Here is a 14,829-nt window from a genome sequence, read left to right on the forward strand (position 1 = left end):
GTCGTGAAATGGCGGCGGGCTCCCGGCCTGCCGCCGTGCTCTTTTCTGAAGAGGCAAACAATCGATGAGGATACTGTTCATCCACGAGGGACTTGGCCAGTTCCAGACCCTGCATGAACACCTGAACAGCGAAGGGCTGGCGCACTCCTGGTTCCTGTGCACCGCTGGCGTCTATAACGCCAACAAGGACAAGATCCCCAACCTCGTACCGTTCGCCGTAGCCGGCGAAAACCCGAACAGCTACTTCTACACCAAGAATCTCGAAGCCCGGATCCAGCGCTCCTTCCTCATCAAGCAGGCAATCGGCGAACTGCTCAAGAAGACCGGCATCGACCTCATCGTCGCCCACGGTTCGGGCGGCTTTCCGCTGCAGCTTTTCGACGAATTCGACATCCCCATCATCACCTACATCGAGTTCCCGTCCTTCGGCCATCACGGCCACGACCCGAAGTATCCGCAGCCGGACTACGCGACCTTCCGCGACAAGGTCTTCGAGATGACGAGCTATCACCAGGTGCTCAAGAGCGACCTGGTGATCGTGCCCAGCGCCTACGCCAGGGACATGTTCCCGAGCTGCCTGCACGAACGCATCGTGCCGCAGATGGAAGGCTTCGACATCACCCGCAAGCCGTCGACCTTTGCCAAGGAAGAGGGTGTGTTCCACATCGGCTTCTCGGCACGAGACCTCTCGTCGGCGAAAGGCTTCGAACAGTTCATCCTGATCGCCAAGGAAATCCTCAAGGTCCGGCCGCAAGTGCGTTTCGTCTTCTGCGGCGCCCCAAAGGTGCTCTACAGCTACGAAGAAGCCTTCCTGCAGAACAACTTCCCGGTCGAATCGCGGCCGGAATCCTTCATGCAGTATGTGTTGCAGCGCGAAGGCATCACGCTCGGCGAGGGTGCGAGCTTCCAGCATGTCAGCTTCGCCGGCTATGACGACTTCGCGAGCTACGTCGAGGCGATGGACATGTTCCTCTACCCGCTGCAGTTCGGCTCGGCCAACTGGGGGCTGTTCGAACTGCTGTTCCGTGGCAAGAAGATCGTCGCCAGCGACCGCTGCTTCGTCCCCGAGGTCATCCGCCACGGCTACAACGGGCTACTGTGCAAGTACGACGACATGGCAAGCTGGGTGCGCTACGCCACCGAGATCATCGACGCCCCGCACAGTTTCGCCCATCTGGGCGAGAATGCGCTGGCCGATGCCCACCAGCGCTTCCACATCAGGAAGGTCGCGCCGCGCTATTTGTCGATCTTCGACACCGTTATCCAGCGCCGCAAGCTCGGCGTCTTCTGAACAACAGCAGCGACGGAGGCGGCGCCATGCCGTACGTAGAGCGAAATTCCAGCGGAGAGATCATTTCAGCGCGGCTTGTGCCGTCGGCGACAGCCGACGAATGGGTCGAACCCGGCAGCGCAGAACTCGCTGCGCTCACCGGCATCAGCCCGCCCAAGCCCGACCCCGGAAACGTCCGTGCGTCCCTCGAGCACTCCGATCAGGGCCTCATCCGCGTGCTGGAAGACCTCATCGACACCCTGCTCGCCAAGGACGTCATCTGCTTCACCGACCTCCCCCTGCCAGCACAGAATCGTCTGCTGCAACGGCGCTCGCTACGCGATTCGCTCAATCGGAATGCCGATCTTCTCGATGACGATAGCGGCTTACTGTAGCTCGAAACGGTAATGCTAAAAAACCGGGGCCAGGTGGATCCTTGTCCACCTGGCCCCGGTTTCGCGGTGGTGCGCCGGCACCACCGTACGGATCATGACACGCGATCAGGCCGCCTGACGACGACGCCCCCAGGCAAGGCCGGCAAGGCCGAGGCCGAGCAGGGCCAGCGAACCGGGTTCCGGAATCGGGTTTTCCACCGGCGTGCCACCGACGGTGATGCCATCGAAGGCGAGACCGGATTGATAGCTCCCGTCCTCCCAGTTCGCAACGCCGAACTCGAGAATATAGTTGCCAGCATTGAGAATGCTGTACTTCGACTTGATCCAGCCCGAGTAACCGCAGCCTTCGTCAAAACAGGTGTTAGAGCTGCTGCCCAGGGGTGACCAGGTCGGGGCTCCTTCGTTGATCGTCACGAACGACGGCTCGATTTCCGCTGCAATGTCAGGAAGGCCCACGCCGGGAACACTGTTTCCGTCCGGGGTCGTGCGAGCAGTGAACAACACCGCGACCTGGGTCAGGTCCGAAAGCAGCAAGCGCGCCCAAGCGTAATCAGAGTAGGCGCCGCCGTCGGAGGTGACGTAGTTGAAATGGAACTCCAGGCTGTCACCCGCACTTGCCGAGAAAACGCTGCTCAGCACACGCGACCCGTTCGTGCCACCGACGCCGGCCAGCGTGGCGCCGCTGACGCCATTGTTCGTCGACACCCAACCATAGGCACCGCCTTCGGGCGAGGCCGTCACCACGCCATCGGCGCCCGATGTGCCGAAACCGCCGACACCCGTCCAGCCGCTCGGGAGCCCCCCATCGAAGGCCGTGGGCGCTGCGGATGCCATCGCCGAGAAGCACAGCGCCGTGGCCGCAGTCAGGCTCGACAGCATTACCCGCTTGGGCAGGAACAAGTTCTTGTAAGACATGACAGACCTCGCATTCATTGTTTATTTGAATCGATACCACTCACCCTAAAAAATAAGCAAAAGACGTGCCTGTCATTTCAAGCTCAATCGGGAAACTCTTAAAATAACGTGATAACCCGCTGATTTTCTGCTCTAAAGCCCTTTTTACTGCATTGATTTTACTGGGCGATTCCGGGCACTGTGATTTTTATCACGGAGACTGCACGAAACTTTCCTGGGCCTTATCTGATCAGTTTTTCTGATGGAATTCCGGGGCGACTGTAAGATTTTTCGACACTTTCAACGCGCAGCCCCCCCCGAGACACGCAGGGCAATACGCCTTTGAAGCGTCAATCGAACTGCCGGATTCGTACCCCCTCAGCGCGGTAGCGGATCCTTGTATTCCTCGACCTTGATGCCGCGCATCTGGTATCCGGCACTCCCCATCTCCGATTCGACCCGGCCAACATTCAGCACGCCATTGACCCACACCGGCGACATGTTCAAACCCGCCGGCACGGGTTTGTCCGGAATCACGTGGATGAGCTGGTTGGCCGGTGGCGGCGGCACATGCACGCAGGCGCCGAAATAGGGCACGAGCAGGAATTCGCGGATCGTCTTGCCGTCGCTCTCGAGCGGCACCACGAAACCCGGGATACGCACCTGCTGGCCGGAGAAACGATCGACCACCGGTGCGCGATCCCATTCCGCACGCATGCGTGCCATCACGTCGGCGACGCGCGGATCGTTGTCCTGCAGGTCGTCGAGATCCAGGTCCGCGAAGAATTTCTGCGGATCCCAGTCAGCCGGGATCAGGTCGTCCCAGCTGATCTCGCGAAAGCCCGCCCTGGCCGCGGCCTTGCCACTCTTCGCCGGCGCGGCGAGCCGGTCGCCCACCTTGTAGTCAGCGCCCGCCGCACTATCGGACTGTGCCGCGACCGATGCCGACAGGCCAATCCCGGCCGCCATCAGGACGGCCACGACTACAGACTGCAAACGTCTCGAAAACTCCATCTCAGATCCTTATCGTCAGACCATCGGCCAGCGAGTAACGGTATGCACGCCAGGCCGGCACCAGGCTCGCCAGCAGGCTGGCAGCCATCACTGCGACGAGCAGACGCCACTCGCCTGCGGATGGCCAGCCCAGCCCAAGTTCGAGACCCCAACCCGCGGCCAGCCCGGGCGCCGCCAGCGCGCCCGCACCATACAGCAGCCCGAGACCGAGCACGATGCCCGCCAGCGACATCAGCACGCTCTCGAGCGCGAGCAGCACGAACACCTGCGGCGGACTGGCACCCAGTGCGCGCAGGATCGCCAGTTCGCGCCGGCGCTCGCCCAGGCTCGCAACCACCACGGCGACCAGGCCAGCCAGCCCCACGACCACCACCAGCGCCGACACCGCCAGCAGCGCCCGTTCGGCGACGCCGACCAGCGACCACAGTTCCTGCAGCGTGGCGCCCGGCAGGATCGCGGTCAGCGGCTCCTCGTCCATCGTGTTGATCTGACGCTGCACGCGGAACACCGCGATTCGGCTGTCGAGCCCGACCAGTGCGGCGGTGACGGACTTCGGGCTCAGATCGAACTTGCGCACATGCTCGGGGCCGATCGTCAGACCGGGGATCGGGGCGCCGCCGTGCCAGTCGACATGGATCGCCTCGATGCCCTCGAGCCCCACCAGCACCGCCCGGTCAACCGGCGTTCCGCTGCGCGCCAGCACGCCGACGATGGGGAACGGCTTGTCGGCATGATCGGCGAAACGCGGGCCACCGTCCCCACCCAGACTGCCGTGGCTGAGCACGATCCGCTGACCGACGCTGTAGCCGAAACGCATCGCCACCTCGGCGCCGACGACCGCCTCGAACAGCCCCTCGGGCGCAGGCGCGAAGGGCCGCCCGTGCGCGAAAGCCAGCGCACGGTCCTCGCCGTGGCGGTAGTGGCGGAAGAAATCCGCTGTGGTGCCGACCACGCGCATGCCGCGGTGCGAGTCCCCGAGCGACAGCGGCACCAGCCACTTCACCTGCGGCAACGCCGCCACGCGCTGCATGCTCTGCCACGACACGTTGTTGCTCGCGTGGCCGATGTGGAACACCGAGTACAACAGCAACTGCACCGCCCCGCCACGCGGGCCGACGATCAGGTCGGTGCCCGACACCGTCTGCGCAAAGCCATCGCGCGCATCGTTGCGCACGCGCTCGACCCCCAGCAGCAGCGACACCGACAGCGCGACTGCGACCACGGTGAGGAGCGCCGACAGACGCCGGTTGGCGATGCTGCGCAGGCTCAGGCTCAGTAGCGGCGTCATGCGCCCGCCTCCGCCACGACCCGGTTGAGCTGCACCAGATCGACGACGCGGTCGAAATGGTGCGCCAGGCGCAGGTCGTGGCTGACGAAGAGCAAGGCCGCACCGGCCTCGGCGCACTCGTCGAGCAGCAGGTCGATGAAGGCCTGCTGGCGGTCGGCATCGAGCGCAGACGTCGGCTCGTCGGCCACGATCAGCCCCGGCTGGCCGATCAGCGCCCGGGCGGCGGCAACACGCTGCTGCTGGCCGACCGACAGTTCCGCCGCCGGCCGGTGCAGGACCGCGCCAAGCTCGAGCCGGCTGGCCAGACGCTCGGCTTCGGCGTCCGCCGACGTACCGCGCGCGGCCAGCCGTGCCCGCCGCGTGGCAGAAAATCGACAGGCGAGCAGGATGTTGTCGCGCGCCGACAGATAAGGCAGCAGGTTGAAGAGCTGGAACACGAAGCCCAGGTGGTCGGCACGAAACCGATCGCGCGCGCCCGCCGACAACTGCGCCAGCGGCTGCCCCGCAATGCTGACCGTACCCGCCTGCGGCAGGATCACGCCGCCCACCAGCGACAGCAGCGTGGTCTTGCCGCTGCCGCTCGGTCCCCTCAGGAACACGCGCTCGCCAGCCTCGATCTCGAACTGCTCGATCGACAGGCAGTCATCCGCCGCACCGGGCCAGCGATAGCGCATCGCCGCCACGCCGACGGCCGGCACAGCCTGCGCCGCAAGCGTCTCGCGCTGCATCACAGGGGCAGCTCGGCCTGCCCGGCCTTCAGCACCGCCGCGCCCTGCCCGCGGGCAGTCGCCCGCTCCGCCCGCAGCTCCCGCAAGCGGGGAAAGGCGTCGAAAAGCCCAATGCGCAGGCTCTCCAGTGCCGCCGGCCGGGCGCACTCGAACCGATACCCTGCCACCAGCTCCGCGTGCCCGTCACTTGCCGGTTCGGCATGCGCATGGGCGTGGTCATGGCCATGGTCGTGGTGCTTGCCCTGCAGCCAGGGCGAATCGAGCGCGACATCCGCCAGGCGGCAATTCGCCGCCGCGGATGGCTGGAACAGCCCGGCACCATTGCGCAGCGCCGCCTCGGCATCGGTCATCGCCTTGCGCTCGGCCGGCGTGCGGGGCGGGTGCTCGAAGCCCACCAGATTGTCGAGCGGACTGGCGAACTCGACGACCAGCGCCTCGCCCTCGGCCACGACCCGCAACTCGGCAACGCCATGCTCGTGCGCCGCATGCGCATGCTGAGCCCGGGCGGGGGCGCCGGCGACAACGCCGGCAAGCACGACGGCGGCAAGGACTGCAGATTTCATGTCATCTCCCAAAGCGGTCACGTACTGACGACCCATTCAAATGCTACAATGTTGCATCAAAAGCCGGCCCACGACCAGACTGCCATGCCTGATTACGCGCCTTACCGCCATCCCCTCCCCAGCGCCCGCGAGCTCATCTCGGCCCACGGCGGCCGCGTCACGCGCACGCGCATTGCGGTCATCGAGACCCTGCAGGCCGGCCAGCATCCCCTGTCGCACGACGAAATCGGCGCAGCCCTGACAGCCGCTGGCGTCGTGCACGACCGCGTCACGCTCTATCGCGCGCTCGACTGGCTGGTGGAACAGGGCATCGCACAGCGCATTGCCGGCGGCGAACGCGCCTGGCGCTTCGAGATCCGCCACGATGGTGCGCACCGCCACGCTCATTTCCACTGCGACCGCTGTGGCCAGATCCTGTGCCTCGAGGATGTTCCGACCGAGAGCAGCCCGACACTTCCCGCGGGCTTCGAGTTGGACCGTGCCGAACTGGTTCTCCATGGCGCCTGTGCCGACTGCGGACGACAGGGCATCAAGGCTGGGACGCGATGACGACACCGACCTCCCACGCGCACGAACACGCCCCCGCCGGCAGTCACGATCACCTGCCGTCCCACGTGCATTCGCACGCACCCTCGCACTCCCACGCGCCGTTGCTGGCGCGCGCCTTCCCGCCTCGCAGCCTGCTCGGCCTCGGCGTGCCCGCGCGGCTTGTGCTGGCAGCGCTCGCCACCGGCCTGCTGTGGCTCACCGTGCTGTGGGCCTTGAACTGACATGCATCCCGTTCCTCCGCCGCTGATCCGCATCGAGAACCTCACGCTGGGCTATGACCGCCATCCTGCGGTCCACCACCTGAGCGGCGACATTCCCGCGGGTGCCCTGGTGGCCGTCATCGGTCCGAACGGCGCCGGCAAGTCGACCCTGCTCAAGGGATTGGCCGGCGAGTTGCGTCCGATCGGCGGCCGCATCCTGATGCCGACGCTGCCACCCGGCGCGCTGGCCTATCTGCCGCAGCGCGGCGAGATCGACCACAGCTTTCCGGTATCGGTGTTCGACGTCGTCGCGATGGGCTTGTGGCGCGAGATCGGCGCTTTCGGCAGCCTGTCCCGCACACAACGCCAGCAGGTACGCGACGCGCTGGCCGCGGTGGGTCTGTCGGGCTTCGAGTCGCGCCCGATCGGCTCGCTGTCCGGCGGACAGTTGCAGCGCGCGCGCTTCGCCCGCCTGATCCTGCAGGACGCGCCCTTGATCCTGCTCGACGAGCCCTTCGCCGCCATCGACAGCCGCACGGTGGACGACCTCGTGCAGCTCATCGTCGCCTGGCATCGCGAGGGGCGCACCGTGCTCACCGTGGTACACGACCTCGAGCAGGTGCGCCGCCATTTCCCCACCAGCCTGCTGCTGTCGCGCGAACCGGTGGCTTTCGGCCCGACGCCCCAGGTTCTCACCCCCGAGATGCTGGCGCGCGCGCGCCGCCTGTCCGAGGCCTTCGACGAAGACGCACCCGAGTGCCACATCGAGCTGCCGGAAGACACACCTTCCTTGGCCGCCACCGCTCACGCGCATCACGCCCCTGCCGGCACGCCTCACCGGCACTGAGCCCGCCTCGCCTCACACCGCCGTCCACCCGAGTTGCCCGCAACGTGACCGAATTCCTGATCTCCCCCTTCACCGATTTCGCCTTCATGCGCCGCGCGCTGGCCGGCTGCCTGGCGCTCGCACTCGGCGCCACGCCCGTCGGCGTGTTCCTGCTGCTGCGCCGCATGAGCCTGATGGGCGATGCGATGAGCCACGCCATCCTGCCCGGCGCGGCGCTCGGCTATCTCGCGTTCGGCCTGTCGCTCGGTGCGATGACGATCGGCGGCATCGTCGCCGGCCTCGTCGTGGTGCTGGCCGCAGGCCTGGTGACGCGAGCCTCGGTGCTGAAGGAAGACGCGAGCCTCGCCGCCTTCTACCTGCTGTCGCTGGCAGCCGGGGTGATGATCGTGTCGCTGCGCGGGCGCAACCTCGACCTGCTGCACGTGCTGTTCGGCTCGGTGCTCGCGCTGGACGACGGCTCGCTGCTGCTGATCGCCTCGATCGCCAGCGTCACCCTGTTCTGTCTGGCGCTGCTGTTCCGGCCGCTGGTCATGGAGTGCTTCGATCCGGCCTTCCTGCGCGGCGTCAGCCGCTGGTCGCCGGTGGCGCACTACGGCTTCCTGATGCTCGTGGTGCTCAATCTGGTCAGTGGCTTCCATGCGCTCGGCACGCTGATGGCGGTGGGCATCATGATCCTGCCCTCGGCCGCCGCACGCCTCTGGGCGAAGGGGCTGCCGATGTTGCTCACGCTGGCGGTGCTGTTCGCCTTCGGCAGCGGCGTGGCCGGCCTGCTGCTCTCCTTCCATGCCGACGTGCCTGCCGGGCCGGCCATCGTGCTGGTGTGCGGCGTGGTCTATTTCTTCTCCCTGCTCGCCGCGCCCGGCGGACTGCTGGTCGGGCGACTGCCCGTCCGTCATCACCTCAAGTCCTGATTGCCCCGCCTCCCCTGTCTCACGGAAACAGTCCCATGAAGAACACCCGTCTTATGCAGCGCCAGCTCGCCGGCCTCTGCGCCCTGTTCGCCCTTTCGAGTTCGGCCGCGCTGGCCCAGACGCCACCGCTCGAGGTCACGGCCAGCTTCAGCATCCTCGGCGACCTGGTCCGTCAGGTTGGCGGCGACAAGGTCAGGGTGCGCACCCTGGTCGGCCCCGACGAAGACGCTCACGCCTTCCAGCCGCGCCCGTCGGACGCGCGCGACATCGGCGCCTCGGCGCTCGTGGTGGTCAACGGCCTTGGCTTTGACGACTGGATGACGCGGCTGGCGCGCTCGGGCGGCTACAAGGGCGACGTGGTGGTCGCCAGCAAGGGCGTGAAGACGCTCGAGATGGACGGCCACGGACACGACCACGCGCACGACCACAAGCATGGGCATGCAGCCGACCCGCACGCCTGGCAGGACGTCGGAAATGCGCAGCAGTACGTGGCCAACATCACGGCAGCGCTGGTCGCGGCCGATCCGGCCAACGCGGAAACCTACCGGCACAACGCCGAACGCTATGACGGCGAACTGAAGGCCCTCGACGCCGAAATCCGCAGCGCCTTCGCCGCGCTGCCGGCCGAGCGCCGCAAGGTCGTGAGCTCCCATGACGCCTTCGCCTACTTCGGCGAGGCCTACGGCATCCGCTTCCTGTCGCCGGTCGGCGTGTCGAACAATGCCGAGCCGACCGCCAAGGGTGTCGCGCGCCTGATCGGGCAACTGAAGAAGGAGAAGATCCCGGCGGTCTTCATCGAGAACGTCGCAGATCCGCGCCTGATCGAGCGCATTCGCGCCGAAAGCGGCACCCGCGTGGGCGGCACGCTGTATTCCGACGCCCTTTCCGCGTCAGCCGGCCCTGCGCCCGACTACCTGTCGATGATGCGCTCGAACTTCAGGACACTTCACGACGTGCTCGTCGCCGAGTAAGCCGGCAGCGGCCGGGCGCCGGGCCCGGCGCGCCTCAGCCGAACACGCTGTGCAGCATCTTTGCGCACAGCGCCATGAGCAGGCCGGCAAAGATCTTCTTCAACGTGGCAACGGGCAAGCGGTGTGCGAGCGACGCACCAATCGGTGCCGCCCACATGCTCACCAGCGCCATCAGCACCAATGCCGGCACATAGACATAGCCGAGCGTGAGCGGCGGCGTGCCCGGCGCGTTCCAGCCATTGACCAGATAGCCGACCGTGCCGGCAATGGCGATCGGCAGGCCGATGGCCGCCGAGGTGCCAATCGCGTTCTGCACCTTGACGTTGCACCAGGTCATGAAGGGCACCGACAGCGAGCCGCCACCGATCGCAACCAGCGCCGACACGCCGCCGATGCCCAGTCCGGCGACCGTCATGCCCGCCTTGCCGGGCAGGTCACGACTGGGCTTGGGCTTGATGTTGAGCAGCATCTGGATCGACACGTAGGCCATGAACACGGCGAAGAAGATCGCCAGCGCCGCCGTATCGACCCGCGAGGCGATGAAGGTCGCGCCGAAGGTGCCGACCAGGATGCCCGGCGTGATCTGCCGCACCACGTCCCAGCGCACGGCGCCATGGGCATGGTGCGCCCGCAGGCTAGACACCGAGGTCAGCACGATGGCCGCCATCGAGGTGCCGAGCGCCATATGGACGACCTGCTCGAGCGGGAAGCCCTGCGCCAGGAACAAGGTGGTCAGCATCGGAACCATGATGCCGCCGCCGCCGACGCCAAGCAGGCCGGCGAAGAAGCCGACAACAGCCCCCAGCACGGGGTAGGTCAGCCACCAGATATCGAAAGTCATGCGAATCAGTCCGTTATGCATCAGGTGCCGTAGACGAAAAAGGCGCAACCCGATGGCTGCGCCTTTTTTGTTTGGCCCCCCGCCTGTGCCGTCTCCGCCGGGCATCCTGAACCATGGGTTCAGGGAGGTCGCATCCCTTCCGCTTCAGGATCACCCGCAGGGGGCGTTCACACCAGCGGCATCGATGGTCAGCAACCGTGTCTCTCGACTATTGGTTCAAGGAATCTACGACTTCGACGAACACTGCAGGGGATTGATCGGTATTGCCTATAGGCACCCTCAGAAGAGTTTTTCCTGCTGGGCCAGCACCCCGTCGAGGCGTGCTTTCATGAGTCCGATTCTACGCTTCACGCCCGGTATGTCAAACCCGTTGCCACGCTGGTGCTGCAAGAACTCATGGGCGATGTTGAGGGCCGTCATGACTGCCAGCTTCTCGCCGGATGCGTTCGACTTGGCGCCAAGTTCGCGGAACTTGTCATCAAGATAAGCCACGGTTGCCAGCAGCGCGTCCCTTGTCTCGGGGGTGCAGGAAACGCGATATTCCTTCCCGAGCAACATCACGTCCAGATGATCCATCGACACGTTCTTCAGGCCTCCGGCAGTTTGTCGAGCAGGGCTTCGAGGCGCTCGATGGCCCGCTTGAGCTTGGCAGCAAGCTGGCGATTCTCCGCGTCGAGCTGGGTAACGCGGCCGTGCAGGCCGATGTTCTCGGCCTTGACCCGGTCGTGCAGGCTGATGAGTTGCTCGAGCTGGGCTTCGAGCTGGGCGAGTTCGCTATCCATGGCGCCGATCGTAGACAGGGGATCGCGGCCGGTCAATCAGCGCTGGACCTGGGTGACGTCGCGCACCGCGCCGGTGTCGGCCGAGGTCGTCAGCGCCGCGTAGGCCTGCAGTGCGGCCGAGACGACACGCTGGCGGTTGGCGGGCTTCCACGCCGCGCTGCCCTTCGCCTCCATTGCCGCGCGTCGCGCAGCGAGTTCGGCGTCGGAGACGGCGAGGTGGATGCGACGGTTCGGGATGTCGATCTCGATGGTGTCGCCATCCTCGACCAGCGCAATCGCGCCACCGCAGGCCGCCTCGGGCGAGGCGTGGCCGATCGACAGGCCGGAGGTGCCGCCCGAGAAGCGACCGTCGGTCAGCAGCGCGCACTGTGCGCCCAGGCCACGGCTCTTCAGGTAGGAGGTCGGGTACAGCATCTCCTGCATGCCGGGGCCGCCCTTCGGACCTTCGTAGCGGATCACCACCACGTCGCCTGCCTGCACCTGCTCGCCGAGGATGCCCTCAACCGCGTCTTCCTGGCTCTCGTACACCCGCGCCTTGCCGGTGAACTTCCAGATGGATTCATCCACCCCGGCGGTCTTCACGATGCAGCCCTTCTCGGCGATGTTGCCGTACAGCACGGCAAGGCCGCCGTCCTGGCTGAAGGCGTGCGCCTTGTCGCGGATGATGCCCTGCGAGCGATCCATGTCGAGCTCGTTCCAGCGCCGGTCCTGAGAGAACGCGACCTGCGTCGGCACGCCACCGGGGGCGGCACGGTAGAGGGTGAACACCGAGGTGTCGTGCGCCTGCATGATGTCCCAGCGCGACAAGGCGTCCGCCATCGTCTTGCTGTGGACGGTCGGCACATCGCGGTTGAGCAGGCCGGCGCGGTCGAGTTCGCCGAGGATGGCCATGATGCCGCCGGCACGATGCACGTCCTCGATATGCACGTCGGCCACGGCCGGCGCAACCTTGCACAGGCAGGGCACGCGACGGCTGATGCGGTCGATGTCCTTCATCGTGAAGTCCACGCCGGCCTCGCGCGCCGCCGCCAGCAGGTGCAGCACGGTGTTGGTCGAGCCGCCCATGGCCACGTCCAGGCTCATCGCGTTCTCGAAGGCTGCGAAGCTGGCGATCGAACGCGGCAGAGCCGATTCGTCATCCTTCTCGTAGTAGCGACGGGCGAGGTCGACGATGCGGCGGCCCGCCTCCTTGAACAGCTGCTCGCGGTCGGCATGGGTCGCCAGCGTGGTGCCGTTGCCCGGCAGCGACAGACCCAGCGCCTCGGTGAGGCAGTTCATCGAGTTGGCGGTGAACATGCCCGAGCACGAGCCGCAGGTCGGGCAGGCGGAACGCTCGACCGCGTCCACTTCCTCGTCCGAACAGTTCTTGTCCGCGGCCTTCACCATCGCATCGACCAGGTCGAGCGAGATGACCTTGGCCTCCCACTTGACCTTGCCCGCCTCCATCGGCCCGCCCGAGACGAAGATCGCCGGGATGTTGAGGCGCAGCGCGGCCATCAGCATGCCCGGGGTGATCTTGTCGCAGTTCGAGATGCACACCAGCGCATCGGCGGTGTGGGCATTGCACATGTACTCGACGCTATCGGCGATGAGCTCGCGCGAGGGCAGCGAATACAGCATGCCGCCGTGACCCATGGCGATACCGTCATCGACCGCGATGGTGTTGAACTCCTTGGCGACACCGCCTGCGGCCTCGATCTCGCGCGCGACGAGCTGACCGAGATCCTTCAGGTGCACGTGGCCGGGCACGAACTGGGTGAAGCTGTTGGCGATCGCGATGATCGGTTTGCTGAAGTCTTCGTCCTTCATGCCCGTGGCGCGCCAGAGTGCGCGGGCACCTGCCATGTTGCGGCCGGCGGTGGAAGTGCGGGAACGATATTGGGGCATGACGACGCTCCGGAAAAGCTGCGGGAAAGCGTGTGATTCTAACGCGGGCGACGAAGCATGCGTATCATCCGTGGCTCTCGACTTTCGCCAGGAGCCGTCATGCAGGACACCCCCGTCACCGACACTGCCAGCGAACCGGGCTTCGATCTGGACGCGGCCGAGATCCGCGTGCTCGGCGTGCTGATCGAGAAATCCTTCATCACCCCCGACGCCTACCCGATGTCGGTCAACGCCATCGTCACCGGCTGCAACCAGCTGACCGCGCGCGAACCGGTGATGAGCCTGTCGGAATCCGAGGTCCAGTCCGCAATCGACAGCCTGATCGGCCGCCGCCTCGTCGCCAAGCGCGACCAGCCCAGCGCGCGCGTCGCCAAGTACGAACACCTTGTGCGCCTGCGCCATTCGCTGCCGCCCGCCGAGCAGGCCGTGCTGGCCATGCTGATGCTGCGCGGCGCGCAGACTGCCGGCGAACTGCGCCAGCGCTGCGAGCGCCTCCACCGTTTCGACGACATCGCCGCGGTGGATGCGGTGCTCGAGCATCTGGCGGAGAAATACCCGCCGCTGGCCGCTGCCCTGCCGCGCGCGCCCGGCACCAAGGAGACGCGCCACGTGCATCTGCTGGGCGGCCAGGCCGCCGTCGAGGAGATGGCCGACAGTCTTCAGGCCGGCGGCGGCACGCCGGGTGGCCGCGGCCGCATTGCGGAACTCGAGGACGAGATCCGCCGTCTCCGGGAAGATTTCGACGCCCTGCGACGCGAGTTCGACACCTTCCGCCAGCAGTTCGACTGACCGCCGCGAAACCTCGCTTCCCGGCCCCGCTTCCTCACGCCCATGCTGACCCACCCGCAGTTCGACCCCATCGCCCTCTCCATCGGCCCGCTTTCGGTACGCTGGTACGGGCTCATGTACCTGATCGCCTTCGTGCTCTTCGTCGTGCTCGGCCGCCTTCACGCACGCCGCCGCCCTGAACTGGGCTGGAATGCGCAGATGATCGACGACCTGCTGATGTATGGCGTGCTGGGCGTGATCATTGGCGGGCGCCTGGGCGAAGTGCTGTTCTTCCAGCCAGGCTATTACCTGCAGCACCCGGGCGAGGTCCTCGCGATCTGGAAGGGCGGCATGAGCTTCCACGGCGGCTTCCTCGGCGTGCTGGCGGCGATGTGGCTCTACGGGCGGCGTCACGGCAAGGGCTTCTGGCAGGTCACCGACTTCATCGCGCCACTGGTACCGACCGGCCTGGCGGCCGGTCGCATCGGCAACTTCATCAACGGCGAGTTGTGGGGGCGCCCGGTGGCGACCGACCTGCCTTGGTCGATGATCTTTCCGTGGGTCGACGCCCTGCCCCGCCATCCGTCGCAGCTCTACCAGGCGATGGGCGAAGGCCTGCTGCTGTTCGCGATCCTGTGGTGGTACTCGGCCAGCCCACGTCCGCTTCGCGCCGTGTCGGCCGTCTTCCTGATCGGCTATGGCAGTCTGCGCTTTGCCGCGGAGTTCTTCCGTACGCCCGACCCCGGTATCTTCGGCACGCTTGCGCTGGGTCTATCCACTGCGCAATGGCTGTGCGTGCCCATGATCATCATCGGTGCAGGCCTGCTGTTGCGCAGCCGCCGCTGAACCGGACCGGCAGGCCATCAGTCGAATCGCAGGCGCGCGCGCCGACGGTATCGGCACGTGCAAAAAGATCCTGCC

The 14,829-nt window shown here is 66.4% G+C and carries 18 protein-coding genes and 1 other RNA gene; 9 read left to right on the forward strand and 10 right to left on the reverse strand.

Features of this window, described 5'->3' with window-relative positions:
• The first annotated feature begins 64 nt into the window (after nt 1-64).
• On the forward strand, nt 65-1,291 hold the full coding sequence (locus AC731_RS11930; protein ID WP_048706315.1) for a glycosyltransferase: 1,227 nt from the start codon (nt 65-67) through the stop codon (nt 1,289-1,291).
• Nucleotides 1,292-1,317: 26 nt separating this feature from the next.
• Nucleotides 1,318-1,665: a hypothetical protein gene (locus AC731_RS11935; RefSeq protein WP_038012110.1), complete on the forward strand. Its 348-nt coding sequence runs from the start codon at nt 1,318-1,320 to the stop codon at nt 1,663-1,665.
• 105 nt (nt 1,666-1,770) lie between these two features.
• Here AC731_RS11935 and AC731_RS11940 read toward each other — a convergent pair whose 3' ends face one another.
• The 5 genes from AC731_RS11940 to AC731_RS11960 form a co-directional block, all read right to left on the reverse strand.
• Nucleotides 1,771-2,580, reverse strand: coding sequence for an NF038132 family protein (locus AC731_RS11940; protein ID WP_004263853.1), 810 nt, complete (start codon nt 2,578-2,580; stop codon nt 1,771-1,773).
• A 357-nt stretch (nt 2,581-2,937) separates the two neighbouring features.
• Nucleotides 2,938-3,573: a DUF3299 domain-containing protein gene (locus AC731_RS11945; protein WP_048706318.1), complete on the reverse strand. Its 636-nt coding sequence runs from the start codon at nt 3,571-3,573 to the stop codon at nt 2,938-2,940.
• 1 nt (nt 3,574) lies between these two features.
• The gene (locus tag AC731_RS11950) at nt 3,575-4,861 is read right to left on the reverse strand and encodes an ABC transporter permease (RefSeq protein ID WP_048706319.1); all 1,287 of its coding nucleotides are present in this window, start codon (nt 4,859-4,861) and stop codon (nt 3,575-3,577) included.
• Complete coding sequence (locus AC731_RS11955; RefSeq protein ID WP_048706321.1) at nt 4,858-5,589, reverse strand: ABC transporter ATP-binding protein; 732 nt, start codon at nt 5,587-5,589, stop codon at nt 4,858-4,860. Before AC731_RS11955 ends, AC731_RS11950 begins: the two co-directional genes overlap by 4 nt.
• Nucleotides 5,589-6,152: a DUF2796 domain-containing protein gene (locus AC731_RS11960; protein ID WP_048706324.1), complete on the reverse strand. Its 564-nt coding sequence runs from the start codon at nt 6,150-6,152 to the stop codon at nt 5,589-5,591. Before AC731_RS11960 ends, AC731_RS11955 begins: the two co-directional genes overlap by 1 nt.
• An 84-nt stretch (nt 6,153-6,236) precedes the next feature.
• Here AC731_RS11960 and AC731_RS11965 point away from each other — a divergent pair, with 84 nt between their 5' ends.
• Genes AC731_RS11965 through AC731_RS11985 form a run of 5 tightly spaced genes read left to right on the forward strand, consistent with a single transcriptional unit; the run spans nt 6,237 to nt 9,630 of the window.
• Nucleotides 6,237-6,701: a Fur family transcriptional regulator gene (locus AC731_RS11965; protein ID WP_038012116.1), complete on the forward strand. Its 465-nt coding sequence runs from the start codon at nt 6,237-6,239 to the stop codon at nt 6,699-6,701.
• Nucleotides 6,698-6,922, forward strand: coding sequence for a hypothetical protein (locus AC731_RS11970; RefSeq protein WP_048706326.1), 225 nt, complete (start codon nt 6,698-6,700; stop codon nt 6,920-6,922). The genes AC731_RS11965 and AC731_RS11970 overlap by 4 nt, the downstream gene beginning before the upstream one ends.
• Before the next feature lies 1 nt (nt 6,923).
• Nucleotides 6,924-7,748, forward strand: a complete 825-nt coding sequence (locus tag AC731_RS11975; protein WP_048706328.1) for a metal ABC transporter ATP-binding protein — start codon at nt 6,924-6,926, stop codon at nt 7,746-7,748.
• Nucleotides 7,749-7,792: 44 nt separating this feature from the next.
• A complete protein-coding gene (locus AC731_RS11980; protein ID WP_048706330.1) occupies nt 7,793-8,659 on the forward strand; it encodes a metal ABC transporter permease in 867 nt (288 codons plus the stop codon).
• 35 nt (nt 8,660-8,694) lie between these two features.
• Nucleotides 8,695-9,630, forward strand: a complete 936-nt coding sequence (locus AC731_RS11985) for a metal ABC transporter solute-binding protein, Zn/Mn family (protein WP_048706331.1) — start codon at nt 8,695-8,697, stop codon at nt 9,628-9,630.
• Between the two features lie 34 nt (nt 9,631-9,664).
• Here the strand turns inward: AC731_RS11985 and AC731_RS11990 are convergent, their stop codons facing one another.
• The 5 genes from AC731_RS11990 to ilvD form a co-directional block, all read right to left on the reverse strand.
• Nucleotides 9,665-10,471: a sulfite exporter TauE/SafE family protein gene (locus tag AC731_RS11990; RefSeq protein WP_004263888.1), complete on the reverse strand. Its 807-nt coding sequence runs from the start codon at nt 10,469-10,471 to the stop codon at nt 9,665-9,667.
• A gap of 72 nt (nt 10,472-10,543) precedes the next feature.
• A non-coding RNA gene (gene ssrS, locus AC731_RS11995) (6S RNA) lies at nt 10,544-10,726 on the reverse strand.
• 24 nt (nt 10,727-10,750) lie between these two features.
• Complete coding sequence (locus AC731_RS12000; protein WP_004263892.1) at nt 10,751-11,047, reverse strand: cell division protein ZapA; 297 nt, start codon at nt 11,045-11,047, stop codon at nt 10,751-10,753.
• A gap of 11 nt (nt 11,048-11,058) precedes the next feature.
• Nucleotides 11,059-11,253 carry a hypothetical protein gene (locus AC731_RS12005; RefSeq protein ID WP_004263894.1) on the reverse strand — a complete coding sequence of 65 codons (195 nt, stop codon included), beginning with the start codon at nt 11,251-11,253 and terminating at the stop codon, nt 11,059-11,061.
• A 36-nt stretch (nt 11,254-11,289) separates the two neighbouring features.
• Nucleotides 11,290-13,140 (reverse strand): dihydroxy-acid dehydratase, encoded by a 1,851-nt coding sequence (gene ilvD / locus AC731_RS12010; RefSeq protein WP_048706334.1) that lies wholly within the window; start codon nt 13,138-13,140, stop codon nt 11,290-11,292.
• Between the two features lie 99 nt (nt 13,141-13,239).
• Here ilvD and AC731_RS12015 point away from each other — a divergent pair, with 99 nt between their 5' ends.
• Nucleotides 13,240-13,929: a YceH family protein gene (locus AC731_RS12015; protein ID WP_048706336.1), complete on the forward strand. Its 690-nt coding sequence runs from the start codon at nt 13,240-13,242 to the stop codon at nt 13,927-13,929.
• Between the two features lie 42 nt (nt 13,930-13,971).
• The gene (gene lgt, locus AC731_RS12020; protein ID WP_048706339.1) at nt 13,972-14,754 is read left to right on the forward strand and encodes a prolipoprotein diacylglyceryl transferase; all 783 of its coding nucleotides are present in this window, start codon (nt 13,972-13,974) and stop codon (nt 14,752-14,754) included.
• Nucleotides 14,755-14,829 lie beyond the last annotated feature (75 nt).

This window comes from Thauera humireducens, from assembly GCF_001051995.2.
GTDB classification, from domain to species: Bacteria; Pseudomonadota; Gammaproteobacteria; order Burkholderiales; family Rhodocyclaceae; genus Thauera; species Thauera humireducens.

What these genes read in the sequence shown, in the direction of transcription:
- AC731_RS11930 (WP_048706315.1), top strand. Translation starts at nt 65, where the DNA reads ATGAGGATACTGTTCATCCACGAGGGACTTGGCCAGTTCCAGACCCTG.
- AC731_RS11935 (WP_038012110.1), top strand. Translation starts at nt 1,318, where the DNA reads ATGCCGTACGTAGAGCGAAATTCCAGCGGAGAGATCATTTCAGCGCGG.
- AC731_RS11940 (WP_004263853.1), bottom strand. Translation starts at nt 2,580, where the DNA reads ATGTCTTACAAGAACTTGTTCCTGCCCAAGCGGGTAATGCTGTCGAGC.
- AC731_RS11945 (WP_048706318.1), bottom strand. Translation starts at nt 3,573, where the DNA reads ATGGAGTTTTCGAGACGTTTGCAGTCTGTAGTCGTGGCCGTCCTGATG.
- AC731_RS11950 (WP_048706319.1), bottom strand. Translation starts at nt 4,861, where the DNA reads ATGACGCCGCTACTGAGCCTGAGCCTGCGCAGCATCGCCAACCGGCGT.
- AC731_RS11955 (WP_048706321.1), bottom strand. Translation starts at nt 5,589, where the DNA reads ATGCAGCGCGAGACGCTTGCGGCGCAGGCTGTGCCGGCCGTCGGCGTG.
- AC731_RS11960 (WP_048706324.1), bottom strand. Translation starts at nt 6,152, where the DNA reads ATGAAATCTGCAGTCCTTGCCGCCGTCGTGCTTGCCGGCGTTGTCGCC.
- AC731_RS11965 (WP_038012116.1), top strand. Translation starts at nt 6,237, where the DNA reads ATGCCTGATTACGCGCCTTACCGCCATCCCCTCCCCAGCGCCCGCGAG.
- AC731_RS11970 (WP_048706326.1), top strand. Translation starts at nt 6,698, where the DNA reads ATGACGACACCGACCTCCCACGCGCACGAACACGCCCCCGCCGGCAGT.
- AC731_RS11975 (WP_048706328.1), top strand. Translation starts at nt 6,924, where the DNA reads ATGCATCCCGTTCCTCCGCCGCTGATCCGCATCGAGAACCTCACGCTG.
- AC731_RS11985 (WP_048706331.1), top strand. Translation starts at nt 8,695, where the DNA reads ATGAAGAACACCCGTCTTATGCAGCGCCAGCTCGCCGGCCTCTGCGCC.
- AC731_RS11990 (WP_004263888.1), bottom strand. Translation starts at nt 10,471, where the DNA reads ATGACTTTCGATATCTGGTGGCTGACCTACCCCGTGCTGGGGGCTGTT.
- AC731_RS12000 (WP_004263892.1), bottom strand. Translation starts at nt 11,047, where the DNA reads ATGGATCATCTGGACGTGATGTTGCTCGGGAAGGAATATCGCGTTTCC.
- AC731_RS12005 (WP_004263894.1), bottom strand. Translation starts at nt 11,253, where the DNA reads ATGGATAGCGAACTCGCCCAGCTCGAAGCCCAGCTCGAGCAACTCATC.
- ilvD (WP_048706334.1), bottom strand. Translation starts at nt 13,140, where the DNA reads ATGCCCCAATATCGTTCCCGCACTTCCACCGCCGGCCGCAACATGGCA.
- AC731_RS12015 (WP_048706336.1), top strand. Translation starts at nt 13,240, where the DNA reads ATGCAGGACACCCCCGTCACCGACACTGCCAGCGAACCGGGCTTCGAT.
- lgt (WP_048706339.1), top strand. Translation starts at nt 13,972, where the DNA reads ATGCTGACCCACCCGCAGTTCGACCCCATCGCCCTCTCCATCGGCCCG.